This is a genomic window from Geodermatophilus africanus, assembly GCF_900107105.1.
Lineage (GTDB): Bacteria > Actinomycetota > Actinomycetes > Mycobacteriales > Geodermatophilaceae > Geodermatophilus > Geodermatophilus africanus.
On the sequence record NZ_FNOT01000005.1, the window covers coordinates 184882 to 200877 of the forward strand.

The 15996-nt window shown below is 76.5% G+C and carries 16 protein-coding genes; 6 read left to right on the top strand and 10 right to left on the bottom strand.

All coding sequences use genetic code 11. The features are described 5' to 3' along the window. Nucleotides 1-25: 25 nt before the first annotated feature. From BLW63_RS11060 to BLW63_RS11075, 4 genes are all read right to left on the bottom strand, one after another. The gene (locus tag BLW63_RS11060) at nucleotides 26-721 is read right to left on the bottom strand and encodes a dihydrofolate reductase family protein (RefSeq protein ID WP_091155415.1); all 696 of its coding nucleotides are present in this window, start codon (nucleotides 719-721) and stop codon (nucleotides 26-28) included. Nucleotides 722-731: 10 nt separating this feature from the next. Further along, the gene (locus BLW63_RS26785; RefSeq protein WP_170856732.1) at nucleotides 732-1334 is read right to left on the bottom strand and encodes a TIGR03086 family metal-binding protein; all 603 of its coding nucleotides are present in this window, start codon (nucleotides 1332-1334) and stop codon (nucleotides 732-734) included. Continuing rightward, complete coding sequence (locus tag BLW63_RS11070; protein WP_244522500.1) at nucleotides 1331-2137, bottom strand: ArsR/SmtB family transcription factor; 807 nt, start codon at nucleotides 2135-2137, stop codon at nucleotides 1331-1333. The genes BLW63_RS26785 and BLW63_RS11070 overlap by 4 nt, the downstream gene beginning before the upstream one ends. Before the next feature lie 77 nt (nucleotides 2138-2214). Beyond that, nucleotides 2215-3024, bottom strand: coding sequence for a lipase family alpha/beta hydrolase (locus BLW63_RS11075; RefSeq protein ID WP_091155418.1), 810 nt, complete (start codon nucleotides 3022-3024; stop codon nucleotides 2215-2217). A 57-nt stretch (nucleotides 3025-3081) separates the two neighbouring features. Between BLW63_RS11075 and BLW63_RS11080 the strand changes: the two genes are divergently transcribed. After that, nucleotides 3082-3738, top strand: coding sequence for a CDP-alcohol phosphatidyltransferase family protein (locus tag BLW63_RS11080; RefSeq protein WP_091155420.1), 657 nt, complete (start codon nucleotides 3082-3084; stop codon nucleotides 3736-3738). A gap of 222 nt (nucleotides 3739-3960) precedes the next feature. Further along, nucleotides 3961-4938, top strand: coding sequence for a carbohydrate kinase family protein (locus BLW63_RS11085; protein WP_091155424.1), 978 nt, complete (start codon nucleotides 3961-3963; stop codon nucleotides 4936-4938). 147 nt (nucleotides 4939-5085) lie between these two features. Here BLW63_RS11085 and BLW63_RS11090 read toward each other — a convergent pair whose 3' ends face one another. The 6 genes from BLW63_RS11090 to BLW63_RS11115 are packed head-to-tail and all read right to left on the bottom strand — an operon-like array spanning nucleotide 5086 to nucleotide 10447. Then, nucleotides 5086-5736, bottom strand: a complete 651-nt coding sequence (locus BLW63_RS11090) for a flavin reductase family protein (RefSeq protein WP_211517082.1) — start codon at nucleotides 5734-5736, stop codon at nucleotides 5086-5088. After that, a complete protein-coding gene (locus BLW63_RS11095; protein ID WP_170856733.1) occupies nucleotides 5733-6869 on the bottom strand; it encodes a glycosyltransferase family 2 protein in 1137 nt (378 codons plus the stop codon). The genes BLW63_RS11090 and BLW63_RS11095 overlap by 4 nt, the downstream gene beginning before the upstream one ends. After that, nucleotides 6866-7651, bottom strand: coding sequence for a carotenoid biosynthesis protein (locus BLW63_RS11100; protein ID WP_091155429.1), 786 nt, complete (start codon nucleotides 7649-7651; stop codon nucleotides 6866-6868). Before BLW63_RS11100 ends, BLW63_RS11095 begins: the two co-directional genes overlap by 4 nt. Further along, entirely contained in the window at nucleotides 7648-9354 is a 1707-nt protein-coding gene (locus BLW63_RS11105; RefSeq protein ID WP_244522501.1) for a phytoene desaturase family protein, read from the bottom strand. The genes BLW63_RS11100 and BLW63_RS11105 overlap by 4 nt, the downstream gene beginning before the upstream one ends. Further along, complete coding sequence (locus BLW63_RS11110) at nucleotides 9351-9938, bottom strand: GNAT family N-acetyltransferase (RefSeq protein WP_091155436.1); 588 nt, start codon at nucleotides 9936-9938, stop codon at nucleotides 9351-9353. Before BLW63_RS11110 ends, BLW63_RS11105 begins: the two co-directional genes overlap by 4 nt. Beyond that, entirely contained in the window at nucleotides 9935-10447 is a 513-nt protein-coding gene (locus BLW63_RS11115; RefSeq protein WP_091155440.1) for a YbaK/EbsC family protein, read from the bottom strand. Before BLW63_RS11115 ends, BLW63_RS11110 begins: the two co-directional genes overlap by 4 nt. Before the next feature lie 221 nt (nucleotides 10448-10668). Here BLW63_RS11115 and BLW63_RS11120 point away from each other — a divergent pair, with 221 nt between their 5' ends. From BLW63_RS11120 to BLW63_RS11135, 4 genes are all read left to right on the top strand, one after another. Then, nucleotides 10669-10995, top strand: a complete 327-nt coding sequence (locus tag BLW63_RS11120; RefSeq protein ID WP_091155443.1) for a DUF6504 family protein — start codon at nucleotides 10669-10671, stop codon at nucleotides 10993-10995. Next, entirely contained in the window at nucleotides 10995-11480 is a 486-nt protein-coding gene (locus BLW63_RS11125; protein ID WP_091155446.1) for an SAV_6107 family HEPN domain-containing protein, read from the top strand. The genes BLW63_RS11120 and BLW63_RS11125 overlap by 1 nt, the downstream gene beginning before the upstream one ends. Then, nucleotides 11477-15280, top strand: coding sequence for a DNA polymerase III subunit alpha (locus BLW63_RS11130; RefSeq protein WP_091155450.1), 3804 nt, complete (start codon nucleotides 11477-11479; stop codon nucleotides 15278-15280). The genes BLW63_RS11125 and BLW63_RS11130 overlap by 4 nt, the downstream gene beginning before the upstream one ends. 180 nt (nucleotides 15281-15460) lie before the next feature. After that, nucleotides 15461-15946, top strand: coding sequence for a VOC family protein (locus BLW63_RS11135; protein WP_091155453.1), 486 nt, complete (start codon nucleotides 15461-15463; stop codon nucleotides 15944-15946). Nucleotides 15947-15996 lie beyond the last annotated feature (50 nt).

A 15996-nucleotide genomic window follows, 5' to 3' on the forward strand; every position in this document is an offset into this window, starting at 1 on the left:
TGACTCCCTCGCAGGCTCGGGATGCCTAGGAGCGGGCCAGGCGGATGTGCGCCGCGGTCGGTGAGCAGAGCACCTCGGCGCACTCCAGCGGCGGTGCCCCCTCGAGGTGGGCGAACAGCCGCTCGCCCCCGCCGAGCAGCAGCGGGACGACCGCGACGTGCAGCTCGTCGACCAGGCCCGCGCGCAGGTACTGCTGCACGGTGGCCGCCCCGCCGCCCAGCCGGACGTCCCGGCCGCCGGCCGCGGCGAACGCCTGCTCGAGTGCGGACTCGATGCCGTCGGTCACGAAGGTGAAGGTCGTCCCACCGGCCATCTCCACCGGGTCGCGGGCGTGGTGGGTGAGCACGAGGACGGGGTGGTGGTCCGGCGGCTCGGGGCCCCACCAGCCGGTCCAGTCGCTGCCGTCCCAGGGCCCGCGCACCGGGCCGAACATGTTGCGCCCCATGATCGTCGCGCCGATGCCCTCCTCGCCGCGGCGCACCAGCTCGTCGTCCACGCCCGTGGTGCCGCCGGGCCGCCCCTGCATGCGGGAGAAGGTGGCGGTGGCGACCGCCCAGTCGTGCAGGGCCTCACCGCCGACGCCCAGCGGGGCGTCGAGGCCCTGGTCGGGTCCGGCGGCGTAACCGTCGAGGGACACCGACATCATGTGCACGCGCAGCTTCGGCGCGGGGCGCCTCCTCGGGTCCTCGGGGTGCAGACCCCCGCCGGCCCGCGGACTCATCGGCGGAGCGTCAGCTCCCGCGGTGGCGACCTGCCGCGGGCCGACGGCCGAGGAAGGCGATCAGGCGGGCCTCCGGGTCCGCGTCCGGCGGCGGGGCCACGGGTGCAGCGAACAGCCCAGGCCGGGCGTCGTCCTCCACCAGCGACACCGCCGCCTGCAGGAGCGAGGTGGCGAGCCGGGGTGCCATGACGCGGGGCGAACCGCAGGCCGTGGCGACGTCCCAGCCGTGGACGGCGAGTTCGATGGCGCCGCCGCGGGCGGCCGCGGGAGCGTGCGCGGCGCGGTCCCCGGTGTCCGGCCGGTCGTCCGCGGTGGCCGACGTGAGGGTGTCGAGCAGGTGCAGCACCCGGTCCCGGGCGACGGCCGCGGGGTCGGCGCCGTCCGGGCGCAGCGGTGTCGGCAGGGTGAGCTCCCCGGTGAGCGCCAGGCCGGTGAGGGCGTCGGCGGTGTCGGCGAGGTGCAGCAGGAGCGTCCGCAGGTCCCAGTCCCCGCACGGCGTCGGCCGCCCGAGGTCGGCGTCGGGGACCTCCGCCAGGCTCTCCAGCGCGTAACCGGCGGCACGCGCGAAGAGGGCGACCTCCGCGGGGACCTCGAGCCGGACCGTGCCCGTCACGACGACCGTCCGGCGGGTGCCATCTCCCACGGCGCCTCCGGCAGCACCTCGCCGGTCTCCAGCAGCGACTTGAGGTTGGCCAGCACCGCGGGCCAGCCGTGCGAGATCTCGCCGAGCGCGGTCTCGTCGGCCAGGTTCTCGTGGGTCACCGTGAGCCGGACGATCCCGCCCTGCTCCTCGAGGAGGAAGGTCACGACCGAGTCGCCGCCCGGCGCCCGCTCGCCGTCGGGGGAGCCGAACGTGATCACCAGGCGCCGTGGGCGGTCGGCCTCGAGCACGCGGCCGGCCACGTCGGCGACCCCCGGGTCGTCGGTGCGCCGGTGCTCCCACCGGGAGCCGGGCTGCCAGTCGGAGACGTTGGCGTGGCCCCAGTAGCGGGCGGTGAGGTCGGCGTCGGTGAGCGCGTGCCACACCTGCTCGGCGCGGGCGCGGACGTAGGTGACGTACACGTAGGTCGGGACGGAGTCGGACACGACGAGCTCCTCTGCTCGGGACCGGATGGCGGACAGCGCCACCAGGCGGGGTCGGTCGAAGGACGAGATCCAGCGCTCCCCGATGTCGTGCAGGGGCGCCGGGTTGAGGAAGTGCAGCCGTTCCCGTCCGCGGCGGACGACGGTCACCAGGCCCGCGTGGACGAGGACGTCGAGGTGCTGCGTGGCCGACTGGCGGGCCATGCCGAGCCGGGCGCAGAGCTCACCCAGCGTCTGCCCGTCGACTTCGCGCAGCCGGTCGAGGAACAGCCGCCTGGTGGGGTCGGCCAGGGCCTTGAAGACCCTGTCCACGTCCCGGGTACCGGCGGCCACGACCGCATCATGCAGGTGAATGCCTGCATGTGTCAACGACGCCGTGCTGACCCGTGGTGGGAGCGGGGAGCCCTCGCTCAGCCGCCGAGGCGAGCGCAGTCGTCGGGACCCAGCGCGGCCGGTGCCGCCGCGCCCAGCTGCTCGAGCACCATGGCCTGGACCAGCGGGTCGCGGGGCAGCTCGCCGTGGCCCACGCGGGCGCCGGGGCACACCGACTGCACCGGCAGCTCCAGCGCGCCCTCCAGCCGGGCGGACTCCGGCGGGGTCACCGTCTCGTCCTGGTCGGTCCAGATCGACACCCAGGCCGGCCCCTCGGGCGTCTCGTCGTCCGCGTTGAGCGTGGCCAGCAGCGGGCTGCCGGGGGCCAGCTGGCGACAGGCCTCCGGGCACTGCTCCGGCGCCACCTGCCCGGCCAGGTCGGCCAGCGCGGTGCCGTGGTGCGGCGAGCCCAGCGTCACGATCCGCCGGGCGAGGCCCGCGCCGCCGTCGGCCGCCCACAGCCGGGCGACCACGCCGCCCGCGGAGTAGCCGACGACGTCCACGCTCGCCGCGCCGGTGCGCTCCAGGGCCGCGCCGGCCGCCTCGTCCAGCGCCTCGGCGGCGGCGGCCAGGTCACCGGTGCCCGCGTCGGGCAGCGCCACCACCGTCGCGTCCCGGCCCGCGGCGGCCAGCCGGTCGGCCAGCGGCTGCAGCCCCGCGGTCGACCCGCCGTAGCCGGGCACGAGCAGCACCGGGCCGGGCGTGCCCTGGGACACCGGCTCGCGACCGGCGGCACCCGACGGCCGGCCGAGCAGCAGCGCCGCCCCGGTGACCAGGACCGCGACGACCACGAGGGCCAGGACGGCGACGACCAGGCGGCGTCGGGCGGGGGCGAGACCGGCGAGCACCCCACCACTGTCCCCGCCCCGCCGGGCCTGGTGGACTGCCGACATGGAGCGGGCGCCGTGCTGAGCCGCGAGGAGTACCTCGCCGCCTGGTCGACGTGGCACGGCGGGGCCGACCCGGCCGCCAGCCGGCTGGTGCACGGCTGGCTGTCCGGGGTCTACGCGCTGGCCCGCCGGGTCGCCGGCCTGCCGCCGGTCGCGGTCACCGTCGCCGGGCTGCTCGTCGCGGCGGCCGCGGTCGTCCCCGCCTGGGTCGGCGGTCGGTGGCTGGTGCTCGCCGGGGTGCTGGTCGGGCTCTCGGCCGTCCTCGACGGGCTCGACGGCGCGCTGGCGATCGCCACCGGCCGGGCCTCGCGCCGCGGCTTCGTCCTCGACTCGGCCGTCGACCGGCTCAGCGAGGGGGCGTTCGCCGCCGCTCTCTGGGTGGCCGGCGCCCCCGGCTGGCTGGCCGCGGGCTTCGGCGCCCTGTGCTGGCTGCCGGACTACCTGCGCGCCCGGGCCGGGCAGGCCGGCGTCGCCGAGACCGGGCAGCTGTCGGTCTGGGAGCGCCCGACCCGGGTGGCGATGACCGGCTTCACCCTCGGCGGGGCCGGTGTGGTGGCCGGCCTCGGCTGGGACGCGGCGGTGGTCACCTCCGGGACGGCGGTCGGCTGTCTGCTCGGCGTCGTCGGCGTCGCCCAGCTCGGGACGTCGCTGCGGCGGGCGCTGGCCGACTGAAGGAAGGACCACCCTTCCCCCCGCGCCTCGAAGGCTCGGCACGGGACCCTGGGAGTGGTCGCCGTCCACTGTTCGCCGGCACGCGGTGGGCCCTGGACGGAGTCGGCGGGACTCTGGAGGATGGCCGCCCGGCGCGCGACCCGGGCGGCTCCTAGGGTGTTGGGGTCGTCCTCCGACGTCCACCGGGCGTCCCGCCGAACGCCGTCCCGAGGGAGCGTCCCCGTGCCCGTCGCCGTCACCGGCTCCATCGCCACCGACCACCTGATGACGTTCCCGGGGAAGTTCACCGAGCAGTTCATCGAGGGCCAGCTGGAGAACGTGTCGCTGTCGTTCCTGGTCGACGACCTGGTCCAGCACCGCGGCGGCGCCGGGGCCAACATGGCCTACGGGCTGGGCCTGCTCGGCCTCGCGCCGGTGCTCGTCGGCGCCGTCGGCAGCGACTTCGCCGACTACGACGCCTGGCTCACCCGACACGGTGTGGACACCGCGAGCGTGCACTGGTCGGAGCTGAAGCACACCGCCCGCTTCGTCTGCACCACCGACGCGGTGAACAACCAGATCGCGTCGTTCTACTCGGGTGCGATGTCCGAGGCGGCGTGTATCGAGCTGGCCCCCGTCGCCGACCGCGTGGGCGCGCTGGACCTGGTCGTGGTGGGGCCCAACGACCCGACGGCGATGGTGCGGCACACCCGGGAGTGCCGGGACCGCGGCTACCCCTTCGCCGCCGACCCCAGCCAGCAGCTGGCCTGGGCCGACGGCGAGATGATCCGCGACCTCGTCGACGGCGCCGACCTGCTGTTCACCAACGAGTACGAGGCCGCGCTGCTGCTGCAGAAGACCGGCTGGAGCGACGCCGAGGTGCTCGACCGGGTCGGCACGTGGGTGACCACCCGCGCGGCCGACGGCGTGCTCGTCCGGCAGGCCGGCGCCGAGCCGATCGAGGTCATCGCCGTGCCGGAGACCAAGCCGGTCGAGCCCACCGGCGGCGGGGACGCGCTGCGCGCCGGGTTCATCGCCGGCCGGGTGTGGGGGCTGGGTCTGGAGCGGGCCACCCAGCTGGGGTCGGCCGTCGCCACTGAGGCGGTCGAGGTCGTCGGCACCCAGGAGTACGAGCTGCGGCGCGAGCCCTTCCTCGAGCGCTTCACCGACGCCTTCGGTCCCGACGCCGCCGAGGAGATCGCCGCGCACCTTCCCGGCTGAGCCGGCTCGGCCCACGATCCTCCCGCGAGTCGGGGGAGGTGCGCCCCGGTCGGGCACCGGAACAGCGACTTCCCGGAAGTGGCGCACGGGCGAACACACGTCAGGCGCCCTGTCCCGGGTCGGGAGGGGGCGCCTGAGGTGTGCTCGCTACGGCTCGCGCAGCTGCGCGCCGATGGTCGGGTCCTCGGACCAGCGGCGGTAGGGGATCCGCTTGATCTCGCGGACCTCCCCGAGCGCGGTCCACTCGTTGCCGCCCAACCGGGCCAGGGGCCGCAGGTGCTCGATGCGCGGCCGTCCGCTCTCGACCGCGCTCTCCCACACGCTGATCAGCTCCACCCGGCCGAACACCACCGTGCTGTCGCCCAGCCGGACCGTCGAGTGCAGCGTGCACTCCACCGCCACCGGCGACTCCGCGACCCGCGGGACCCCGACCCGCTCGCTCGGCTCCAGCGCGATGCCCACCTCCTCGGCCTCGCTGACCCCGTGCGGGAAGTCCGTGCCCGTCGCGTTGACCTGCTCGAACAGCCACTCCGGGGTGAGGCTGACGGTGAACTCGCCGGTCGCCTCCACGTTGTCGAGGGTGTCCTTGCGGCCGACGGAGGTGAACTGCACGACCGGCGGCGACACGCACGCCACCGTGTAGAAGGAGTGCGGCGCCAGGTTCACCACACCCCCGGTCGAGCGGCTGGCCACCCAGGCGATCGGGCGGGGGACCACGATCGAGTTGAGCACCCGGTAGAAGGCGCCGCCGTCCATGGCCGCCGGGTCGAAGTGCACGCGCGCGTTCGGGCTGGTCACCCGGCCATGGTCTCCCGCGCCGCCGGGACGCCGCCGACCGGGCGGCCGCGCCACGACAGCGTGCCGCGCCGCCGCCCGGTCAGCGACCCGGCCAGCAGGACGTCGAACAGCAGCACCGACGCGGGGTGCGCCAGCGAGTCCGGCCAGACCCGGCTGCCCGTCGCCGCGGCCGACGCCGCCCGCCCGGCCACCCCCGCCGCGTAGCCGACGAGCCCGGCCCGCGACCCGCGCAGCGCGGCCAGCGCGGGCAGCACCCAGACGGCGGTCAGCCCTGCGGCCACCGCGGCACTCGCACCGGGCGACCCGCCGACCGAGGCCCACAGCGACTTGGCGTAGCCGGCCCGCAGCGCCGGCCAGCCGTCGTACATCCGGCAGGCGGCCAGCCGCGACCCGTCGACCGGCACCGCCCGGCCGCCGGCCCGCTTCACCGCCCGGGCCAGTGCGACGTCCTCGATCACCTCGCCGCGCACCGCGGCGTGCCCGCCGGCCCGCGCGTACGCCGACCGCCGGACGGCGAGGAACTGGCCGTTGGCCGCGGTCAGCGACGGCCGCGGCGAGCGCTCGGCCAGCCGCACCGGCAGCGTGGTCACCCACAGCCACGGGCCGAGCGGCTGCACCAGGCGCTCGGCCACGGTCGCGGTCACCGGACGCGGCCACGGCGAGACCAGGTCGAGGTCGTGCGCCTCGAGGACGGCGACCGCTGCGGCCACCGCGTCGGGGAAGAGCCGGACGTCGGCGTCCAGGAAGACCAGCACCCCGTCGTCGTCCGGGTCGAGGTCGGCCCCCGTGGCGCAGGCGTGCGGCTTGCCCAGCCAGCCCGGCGGCGGTTCGGCGGCGGCGACCAGCCGGACCCGCGGGTCGGCGACCGCGCGCACCACGTCGGCGGTGCCGTCGGTGGAGCCGTCGTCCACCACGACCACGCGCAGGTCCGGGACGCCGTGCTGGGCGAGCACCGCGGCCAGGCAGCCCCCGACCTGCGCCTCCTCGTCCCGCACCGGCAGGACGACGGTGACCGGCCGGCGCACCGGCGGCGGGCCCGTCGGGGGACGGCGCAGCAGCGCCACGTTGACCGCCGCGTGCAGCGCCCCGGCGACCGCCGCGCCGGACAGGACCCGCAGCAGCCGCCCGCTCACCGGCGCGCCCGCACCGCCAGGGCGACCAGCACCGGGACGGCGAGCAGCACGCCCCACGCCGCCGACCCGGGCAGCCCCAGCCAGCCGGCGTGCGCGACCGCGCCGCCGAGGGTCATCCAGCCCAGCACCAGCAGCGGGGCGCCGTCACCGGTGTCCGGCCCGGACGCCGTGCGGGCCACCAGCAGGTCGAGCAGCGTCATCAGGACCAGCCCGGCCAGCAGCCAGCCGGCCAGGTTGGTCAGCGGGACGGTGTCGATGCCGGGCAGCGAGGGCCGCGGGTGCGCCCAGGTCCAGTAGCCGGCCTGCACCATCTGCGGGTCGAGGACGACATCCCACGCGGCGAACACCGCCGCGGCCACCCCCACGCGGGCCGCGCGTCCGTGGGTGAGCCGGTGGGCCAGCAGCCAGCTCGGCCAGGCCATCATCAGCCAGGCCAGCGGCACGAGGAACGGGACGCCGAACAGCGTGGGCCCGAGGTCGTCGCTGTAGGAGTACTCGCCGTAGGGGAACCCGGTGGCCAGGCCGACCGACTCGAACACCACGGCGGTGGCCGCGGTGACCAGCAGGACCCCGCCCCCGGTGCGGGCGCCCCGGCTGACCGTCGCGTGCACCACGGACACCGTCGAGCCGAGCAGCACGATCGTCCAGCTGACCGCGTCCCGGACCGCGCCGCCGGCGTCGGTCAGCGGGTAGGCGATCGCGGTGAGCACCAGCAGCACCGCGGGCACCCACGGAAGCGCGGCGGGCCGGCTGACCTGCCGCGCGGAGGCCAGACCGCTCACCGGCGCACCCGGGCCAGGCCGCGCCGGAGGGCCTCGCGGGCGCGGGCCGGGACGCCGCGGTCGCCGAGCACGACGCGCGCCGCCGTCCGCCCGGAGTTGCCCGACACCCCGCCGCCGGGGTGGGTGGAGGCGCCGGCGAGGTAGAGGCCGGCCAGGCCGGGCACCCGGTAGCCGGACAGCGCCGGCGTCGGCCGGAACGCGAACATGCTGGCCAGCCCCATCTCCACGTGCATGACGTTGCCACGCAGCAGTGACAGTTCCCGTTCCAGCAGCAGCGGGGTCTGCACGTACGTCCGCCGCACCGAGGCGGCGAAGCCGGGGGCGAAGCGGTCGACGGCGGCGACCAGCCGGTCGGCCTCGGCCTGCGCGAGCGCGTCCCAGTCGGCGCCGTCGGCCAACGCGTAGGGGTACCACTGGCCCCACACGGTGACCACGTGCTGACCGGGCGGGGCGAGGGTGTCGTCGGTGGCCGAGAAGCACATCGCCAGGGGCACCGGCTCGCGGGGCAGCCGGCCGGCCAGCCAGTCGCCGTGCGCGGCGGCCAGCTGCGCGCGGTCGGTGCACAGCAGCTGCAGCCCGCCCAGCGCCTGCTCGGGCGCGACCCCGGGGTAGGCCGGCGGGCCGTCGGTCAGCGCCCGGACCACCAGGCCGAAGCCGTTGCCCACCGGCGGGGCGGCGTCGGCCAGCGCCGGCGGGGCGTGCTCCCCGGCCAGGTCGCGGGTGGCCACCACGTGGCACGCGGCGACGACGACCGGGGCCGCGACCCGCCGTCCCGACACCGTCTCGACACCGGCCACCCGGCCGTCCTCCACCAGCAGCCGAGCGGCGCCGTCCCCCAGGACGACCCGCCCGCCGTCGGCCTCGAGCCGGCGGCGCAGCGCCTGGGTCAGCCCGCCGGAGCCGCCCACCGGGTGACCGGGCGGGACGTCGTGCAGCAGCGTCGCCCAGGCGACCATCGCGGCGGTGCCCGGTTCCGACACCGGCGGGCCGGACTGCGCGCCGAACCAGGCCAGCGCGGCCTTGAGCCGCTCGCTGGTGAACCAGCGGTCGAGCAGCGCGTCGCCGGAGCCGAGGAAGTCGACGGCGAGGTCGCCGCCGGGGGTCCGGGGCCGGCCGTCGGCGGGGGCACCGAGCGGCCAGAACGAGCGGGCCAGCCCGCCCACCGTGGGCCGCCGCCCGAAGGAGCCGACGACGGCCCGGCTGCGCGGGGCCCACACCTCGACGAAGCGGCGGTAGGCGGCGGCGTCCTCCGGTCCGCAGGCGGCGGCGACGGAGGCGCAGGTGGCGTCGAGGTCGACGGAGAACACCAGCGGCCGGCCGTCGGGGCCGGGGGCGCCGGGGGAGGGGGCGGGCGCGAAGCCCCACGGGTCGCAGTCGACGTAGCGCAGGCCGTGTGCGGCGAGGTCGAGCTCCTCGACGATGCCGCTCTGCCGGATGATGACGTGCGCGCTCGAGCCGCGGTCGACCCGCACGCCCGGCCAGCGCTCCACGGTCGAGACCGCGCCGCCGAGCACCTCGTCGCGCTCGACCACCTCCACCCGCAGCCCGGCCCGGGCCAGGTAGCAGGCGGCGACCAGCCCGTTGTGCCCGGCGCCGACGACGACGGCGTCGACGGTGGTGTCGCCGTCCGCGGCCGGCTCGCCGGCGCTCGCCGGCCGCGGCGGCCCTGCTGCGTCCCTGGGGGAGCTCGCCGGCTCGCTCACGTGCGGTCGGGCCGGGGCGCCGGTGCCGGGAGCGGCAGGCGGGCGCCGAGGATGGCGAAGGGACGCGAGTCGCCGGGAAAGCGGTGGTTGCGGGCCAGGTCGACGAAGCCGTCGGCGTGGTACAGCCGGAAGGCCTTGGTGTCGTTGTCGGGGGTCGACAGCAGCGCCGTCGGGTAGGGCAGCCCGGCCAGCAAGGCGTGCAGCAGCTGGCGGCCCAGCCCGCGGCTCTGGTGGTCGGGGTGCACGTGCAGCTCGCAGACCTCGAAGGCGCCGGGCAGCCAGCGCTTCGCCGTCCGCCGGTCGAGGGCGGCGCGCACCTGGTCGTGCCACCACTGCCCGGGCGCGATCAGGTAGCCGTAGCCGAACCCGGCGAGGACCTCCCCGTCGCGGGTCGCCACGAAGGCGCCGACCGCGCGGAACCCGGGGCGCTCGGTGTGCTGGATGGCGTAGCCGTACCGGCCGGCGACCACCGAGGGGCTGTAGCCCATCGCCTCGCCGTAGATGGCCAGCGCCTCGTGCATGTGGTCGCGCAGCCAGCCGGTGGGCAGCTCGGTGACCCGCGCCGCGGGCGTCGTCCCCGTCACGCGCGCACCGTCTCGGGCAGGACCACCGGGCCGTCCCCGACCTCGGCGGCGGTCCCGCCGGTCAGCCGGAGCAGCTCCTCGTAGCTCGTCGGGAACACCGCGTGCGGGTGGCCGGCCGCGGCCCAGACCTGGTCGTGCCGGGCCAGCTCGATGTCGACCAGCGTGCCGATCGGCTCCGGGTGGCCGATCGGCGCGACGCCGCCGATGGGCTGGCCGGTGTGCCGGCGCACGAAGTCCGCCGACGCCGGGCGCACGTCGCGGACGCCGAGCAGCGCGGCCACTCTCGCCACGTCGACCCGGTGGGAGCCGCTGGTGAGGACCAGCAGCGGTGCGCCGTCGACGTCGAACAGCAGGCTGTTGGCGATGGCCCCGAGCGGGACGCCGAGCTCTCCGGCCGCCTCGGCGGCGGTGCGGGCGCTGCCGGTGAGCTCGAGCACCCGGCCGGTCGCACCGGACGCGGCCAGCAGCGAGGAGATGGCGGCCACCCGTGGGTGCTCGGGTCGGCTCATGCGTCGATCCTGCCATCGGCCGGGGCGGTCCGCTCCGGGCCCGGGCGACGACGTCCCAGGTCCTGTCGTACGTCGGCTTGACGATGTCGGTGCCGTCGGGTGTACTCGACGTCGTTCGAACACGCGTTCGAACGACGTCGGCCCCCCGCCGTACCGGGTCCTTCCCCACCCGGTGCGGCGGGCCGGGGCCGGTGGGGCGGCGGAGCGGTGGGGAGTCTGTCATGAGCCGGGTGCCGGGCGGGGTCGGCGAGCGGGTCGGCGAGGAGGTGCAGGTGGAGCGTGGGCCGCTCGGGCCGGCGCAGTTCTGGCGCGGGCAGTCGCGGTACGTCGTCGGCGAGCTGCTCGACTCGTGGGTGGAGACCGCCCCGTGGTGGCAGCCCGGTGCCGCGGGATCCGGTGGCGCCTCCGCCGAGCTGGTCGCCAGCCGCCAGGTGTGGCGGGTCGAGGCGGTCCGGGCCGGCCGGTCGCGGATGAGCTTCGCCGGCGTCTTCGACCTCAGCTGGCAGTCGGCGGACAACCGCTGGTCGCTCGTGCGGGTGCACGACTGATGGGAGCCGTCCGCGCCATGGCCGACCAGCTGCCCCTGCCGCCGCCGCTGCCCCCGGCCGCCCGCCAGCTGCTCGGCCAGGCCTCCCGGGCGCTGGCCGAGGCGGCGGCGAGCGCCGACGCCCGGCAGCGCTACGCCACCGCCCACCTGGGCGCGCTGCGCGCCGCCGCCGCGGTGCTGGCCGCCCGCACCCGGCCGGAGGCCGGGCGGCGCCGCCCGCGCAGCGCCTGGGTGCTGCTCGGCCAGGTCGCGCCCGAGCTGGGGGAGTGGGCCACCTTCTTCGCCGCCGGCGCGGCCAAGCGGGCCGCCGCCGAGGCCGGGCTGTCCCACGCGGTCACCGACCGTGAGGCCGATGACCTGGTCCGCGACGTGCGCGCCTTCCTCGCCGTCGTCGACAACGCGCTGGGCGGCACGCCGCCGCTGGAGTCGCCCCGGCGCGCGCGCCCGCGGGTGGTCGGCGGGTCCGAGCACCGGAACGGGAGGTGAGGGCCGACCCCTTCGTCCACCTCCACGTCGCCTCGGGCTACTCCATGCAGTACGGGGCCAACCACCCGGCCGACCTGGTCGAGCGGGCGGTCGAGCACGGCATGCGGGCCCTGGCGCTCACCGACCGTGACGGGCTCTACGGCGCGGTGAAGTTCGCGCTGGCCTGCCGGGCGGCCGACGTGCGGCCGCTGTTCGGGGTGGACCTGGCGGTGATGCCCTCGGTGGACTCGACCGTCCCGCCGGCTCTGGCGCCGGTGATCGGCGGGGCGCACTCGGCGCAGCGGGCACGGGCCCGCCGGCCGGGTGTGCCGGACGACGCCCCCGGCCGCGCCGGCCGCCGCTCGCCGGCCCGCGGCGGGGCCAGCGTCGACCCGCGGCTGCCGCGGGTCACCTTCCTCGCCCGCGACGGCGCGGGCTGGCGCTCGCTGTGCCGGCTGACCAGCGCGACCCACCTGCGCGGCACGCGCGGGGAGCCGGTGAGCTCGCTCGCGCTGGCCGCCGAGCACGCGCCCGGGCTGGTGGCCCTGCTGGGCCCGGACTCCCCGGTGGGCCGGGCCCTGGCCGCCGGGCGGGCCGACGTGGCCTCCGCCCGGTTGGCCGCCTGGCGCGCGGTCTTCGGCCCCGGCTCGCTGGTGCTCGAGGTCGTGCACCACCGCGGCCGGGGCGACCGCTCCCGAGCCCAGGCGCTGCTGCGCTTCGCCGCCGCGGAGGGAGTGCCGGCGGTGCTGACCAACGCGGTCCGCTACGTCGACGCCTTAGACGCGCCCACCGCCGACGTCCTGGACGCGGCGCGCCGGCTGGTCCCCCTGGACGCCCGGCACGTCGACCGGCGCACCGCCGAGGGGTACCTGAAGTCGGGCAAGGAGATGGCCGAGGTCGCCGACGACCTCGTCGGCCCCGACCGGGACGCCGCGCTGCGGCTGCTGGAGCGCACCGCCCGGCTGGCCGAGCAGTGCGCGGTCGACATCCGGGCCGACCTCGGCGTCGGCACCGTCCGCTACCCCGAGCTCGACGTGGTCACCATCCCGGCCGAGCAGGGGATGAGCCCCCCGGCGGTGCTGCGCGCCCGCTGCGAGGCCGGGCTGGGCCGGCGGGGCATGGCCCGCACGGCGGAGGTGGCCCGGCGACTGGACGACGAGCTGGCGGTCATCGACACCCTCGGCTACCCGTCCTACTTCCTCACCGTCGCCGACGTGGTCGACCTCATCACGAGCCTGAGGGTCCGGGCCGCGGCGCGGGGGTCGGGCGCCGGCAGCCTGGTCACCTACCTGCTGGGCATCTCCGACGTCGACCCGATCCGGTACGGCCTGCTGATGGAGCGCTTCCTCTCCCCGCTGCGCCACCAGCTGCCCGACGTCGACATCGACGTGGAGTCCGCCCGCCGGATGGAGGTGTACGACGCGGTCCTCGACCGCTTCGGCGCCCACCGGGTCAGCTGCATCTCGATGATGGACACCTACCGGGTGCGGCACGCCATCCGGGACGTCGGGGCCGCGCTCGGGCTGCCGCCGGCCGAGGTCGACGCGGTCGCCAAGGCGTTCCCGCACATCCGCGCCAACCAGGTGCACGCCGCGCTCAAGGACCTCCCCGAGCTGCGGGCCAGCCGGCTGGGCTCGCGGCGCGGTGGTGGCACCGGCGACCTCGACCTGCTGTTCGACCTGGTCGCCCGGCTCGACGGGCTGCCCCGGCACATCGCGCTGCACCCGTGCGGCGTGCTGATCTCCGACGCCACGCTGCTCGACCGCACCCCGGTGGAGAACAGCTACCTGGGCTATCCGATGAGCCAGTTCGACAAGGACGACGTCGAGGAGCTCGGGCTGCTCAAGCTGGACCTGCTCGGCATCCGGATGCAGTCGGCGATCGCGCACGCCCTCGACGAGGTGGCCCGGGTCGACGGCGAGACCGTCGACATCGACGCCGTCCCGCGCGACGACCCGACGACGTTCGAGCTGATCCGCAGCACCCGGACCCTCGGCATGTTCCAGATCGAGTCGCCGGGGCAGCGGGAGCTGGTCGGCAAGTTCGGGCCGGAGACGTTCGAGGACATCGTCATCGACATCTCGCTGTTCCGGCCCGGCCCGGTGAAGAGCGACATGGTCACCCCGTTCCTGCTGGCCCGGAACGGCTGGCGGGAGCCGGTCTACCCGCACCCCGACCTCGCGCCGTTCCTGGAGCAGACCGCCGGCGTCGTGGTCTTCCACGAGCAGGTGCTGCAGATCGTGGCCCGGATGACCGGCTGCGACCTGGCCCAGGCCGACGAGGCCCGCCGGGCGCTGGGGGACCGCGAGCTGCACGCCGAGGTGCGCGCCTGGTTCATGCCCGAGGCGCTGCAGCACTACCCGGTGGAGGTGGTCGAGCAGGTGTGGGAGGTGCTGGTCGCCTTCGGCTCGTTCGGCTTCTGCAAGGCCCACGCCGCGGCGTTCGCCCTACCCACCTACCAGTCGGCCTGGCTGAAGACCCACCACCCGGCGGCGTTCCTCGCCGGCGTGCTCACCCACGACCCGGGGATGTACCCGAAGCGGCTGATCCTCGACGACGCCCGCAACTTCGGCGTCCGGGTGATGGGCCTGGACGTCAACGCCTCGGCCGGCACCTACCGGGTCGAGCGGCTCGGGTCCACCACCGACCCTGAGGGTGCACCTGAGGTCGAGGGCAGCTGGACGCGCCCGGAGTGGATGCCGGCGGCGATGCCCGACCCGTCCCGCTACGGCATCCGGCTGTCCCTGGCCGACGTGAAGGGCATCTCCGACGACGAGGTGGCGCGGGTCGTCGCCGGGCAGCCCTACCGCTCGCTCACCGACTTCTGGCACCGGGCGTCGGTGTCCCGGCCGGTGGTGGAGCGGCTGGTGCTGGCCGGCGGCTTCGACTCCCTCTACGGCTTCGGGGTCCGCGACCGCGAGGCCGGCCGGCCCACCCGCAGCCGCCGGCAGGTCACCCGCCGCGACCTGCTGCTGCAGATCGGCGAGCTGGACCGGTGGAGCCGCAGCGGCGCGAAGGCCGCCACGACCGGGCAGCTCAGCCTCGACCTGATGGGCCTCGACATGGGGGGCACGGAGCTGCCCGTCGAGGAGGCCGAGCCGGGGCTGGACTGGGCCGAGGGCAGCGGGCTGCCGGAGTTCACCGACGCCGAGCTGGTGCGCGCCGAGCTGGAGGTGCTCGGCCTGGACGCCAGCCGGCACGTCGTCGACTTCTACCGGCCGTTCCTCGCCGCGATCGGCGCGGTGCCGGCGGGCGAGCTGCTCGGCAGCCGCAGCGGGGCCGAGGTGCTGGTCGCCGGGGTCAAGGTGGCCACCCAGACGCCGCCGATCCGCTCCGGTCGCCGGGTGGTCTTCGTGACCCTCGACGACGGCACCGGCTGCACCGACTCCACCTTCTTCGAGGACGCCCAGGGCCCCTACGCCTCGACGGTCTTCCACTCGTGGCTGCTGGTCATCCGCGGGGTGCTGCGGCGCACCGGGCCGCGCGGGGTCTCGCTGCGGGCCACCGGCGCGTGGGAGCTGCCGGCGCTGCACGAGGCCTGGGAGACCGGCGGGCTGGAGGCGGTGGCCGAGCAGATGGCGGCCCCTGGGGAGTACACCGAGCAGTCGATCGCCGGCGCGGCCGCCTCCCGCGGCTCCCGGCCGGTGGTGGTCAAGCCGGTGCTGGTGCACCCCACGGGCTTCCGGATGTCGCCCTACGCCGACATCAAGCCGGCGGGGGAGGACGCCATGACCGTGGCGCGCCGCGACGCCACCCGCCGGGGGACGTCGTCGGCGCCGCGCAAGCTGTGGCACTCCAGCCCTGGCAGCTCCGGCCACTGAGGGAGGACCCCGGCCTCCTCGCAGGCTCGGGCGGACCCGGGACGAGGCCCCAGCCGCCCCCACGCCCGCGGTCCACGCGGTCGGACCGCCGCGCCGGCGACCGATGACCTCCGGGCGGGACGGCGGTCTACTCCTCGACGCCGGAGTGACCCGCTCCACCCACCCGAGAGGACGCCCCCCATGCCCAAGCAGATCCCGTGCCTGTGGTTCGACGGCCAGGCCGAGCAGGCCGCCCAGCACTACACCTCGATCTTCCCCAACTCCTCGATCGCCGAGGTCACCCGCTACGGGCCCGACATGCCTCCGCCGATGAAGGAGGGGCACGTCCTCACCGTCAGCTTCACCCTCGACGGCCAGGAGTACGTCGGCCTCAACGGCGGCCCCCAGTTCTCGTTCAGCGAGGCGATCTCCTTCCAGATCATGTGCGCCGACCAGGAGGAGGCCGACCACTACTGGGACCGGCTGACCGACGGCGGCGAGGAGAGCATGTGCGGCTGGCTCAAGGACCGCTTCGGCGTCTCCTGGCAGGTGGTACCGGTCGAGCTCCTGTCCTTGACCAACGACCCCGACCCCGGTCGGGCGCAGCGGGCGACCCAGGCGATGCTGCAGATGCGCCGCATCGACATCGAGGAGATCAAGCGGGCCGCCGACGGGGTCACCGCCTGAGAGGACGCGTCCGCCGTGGGCGGTGTGCGCGGACGGCGCGTCCCCGGCCC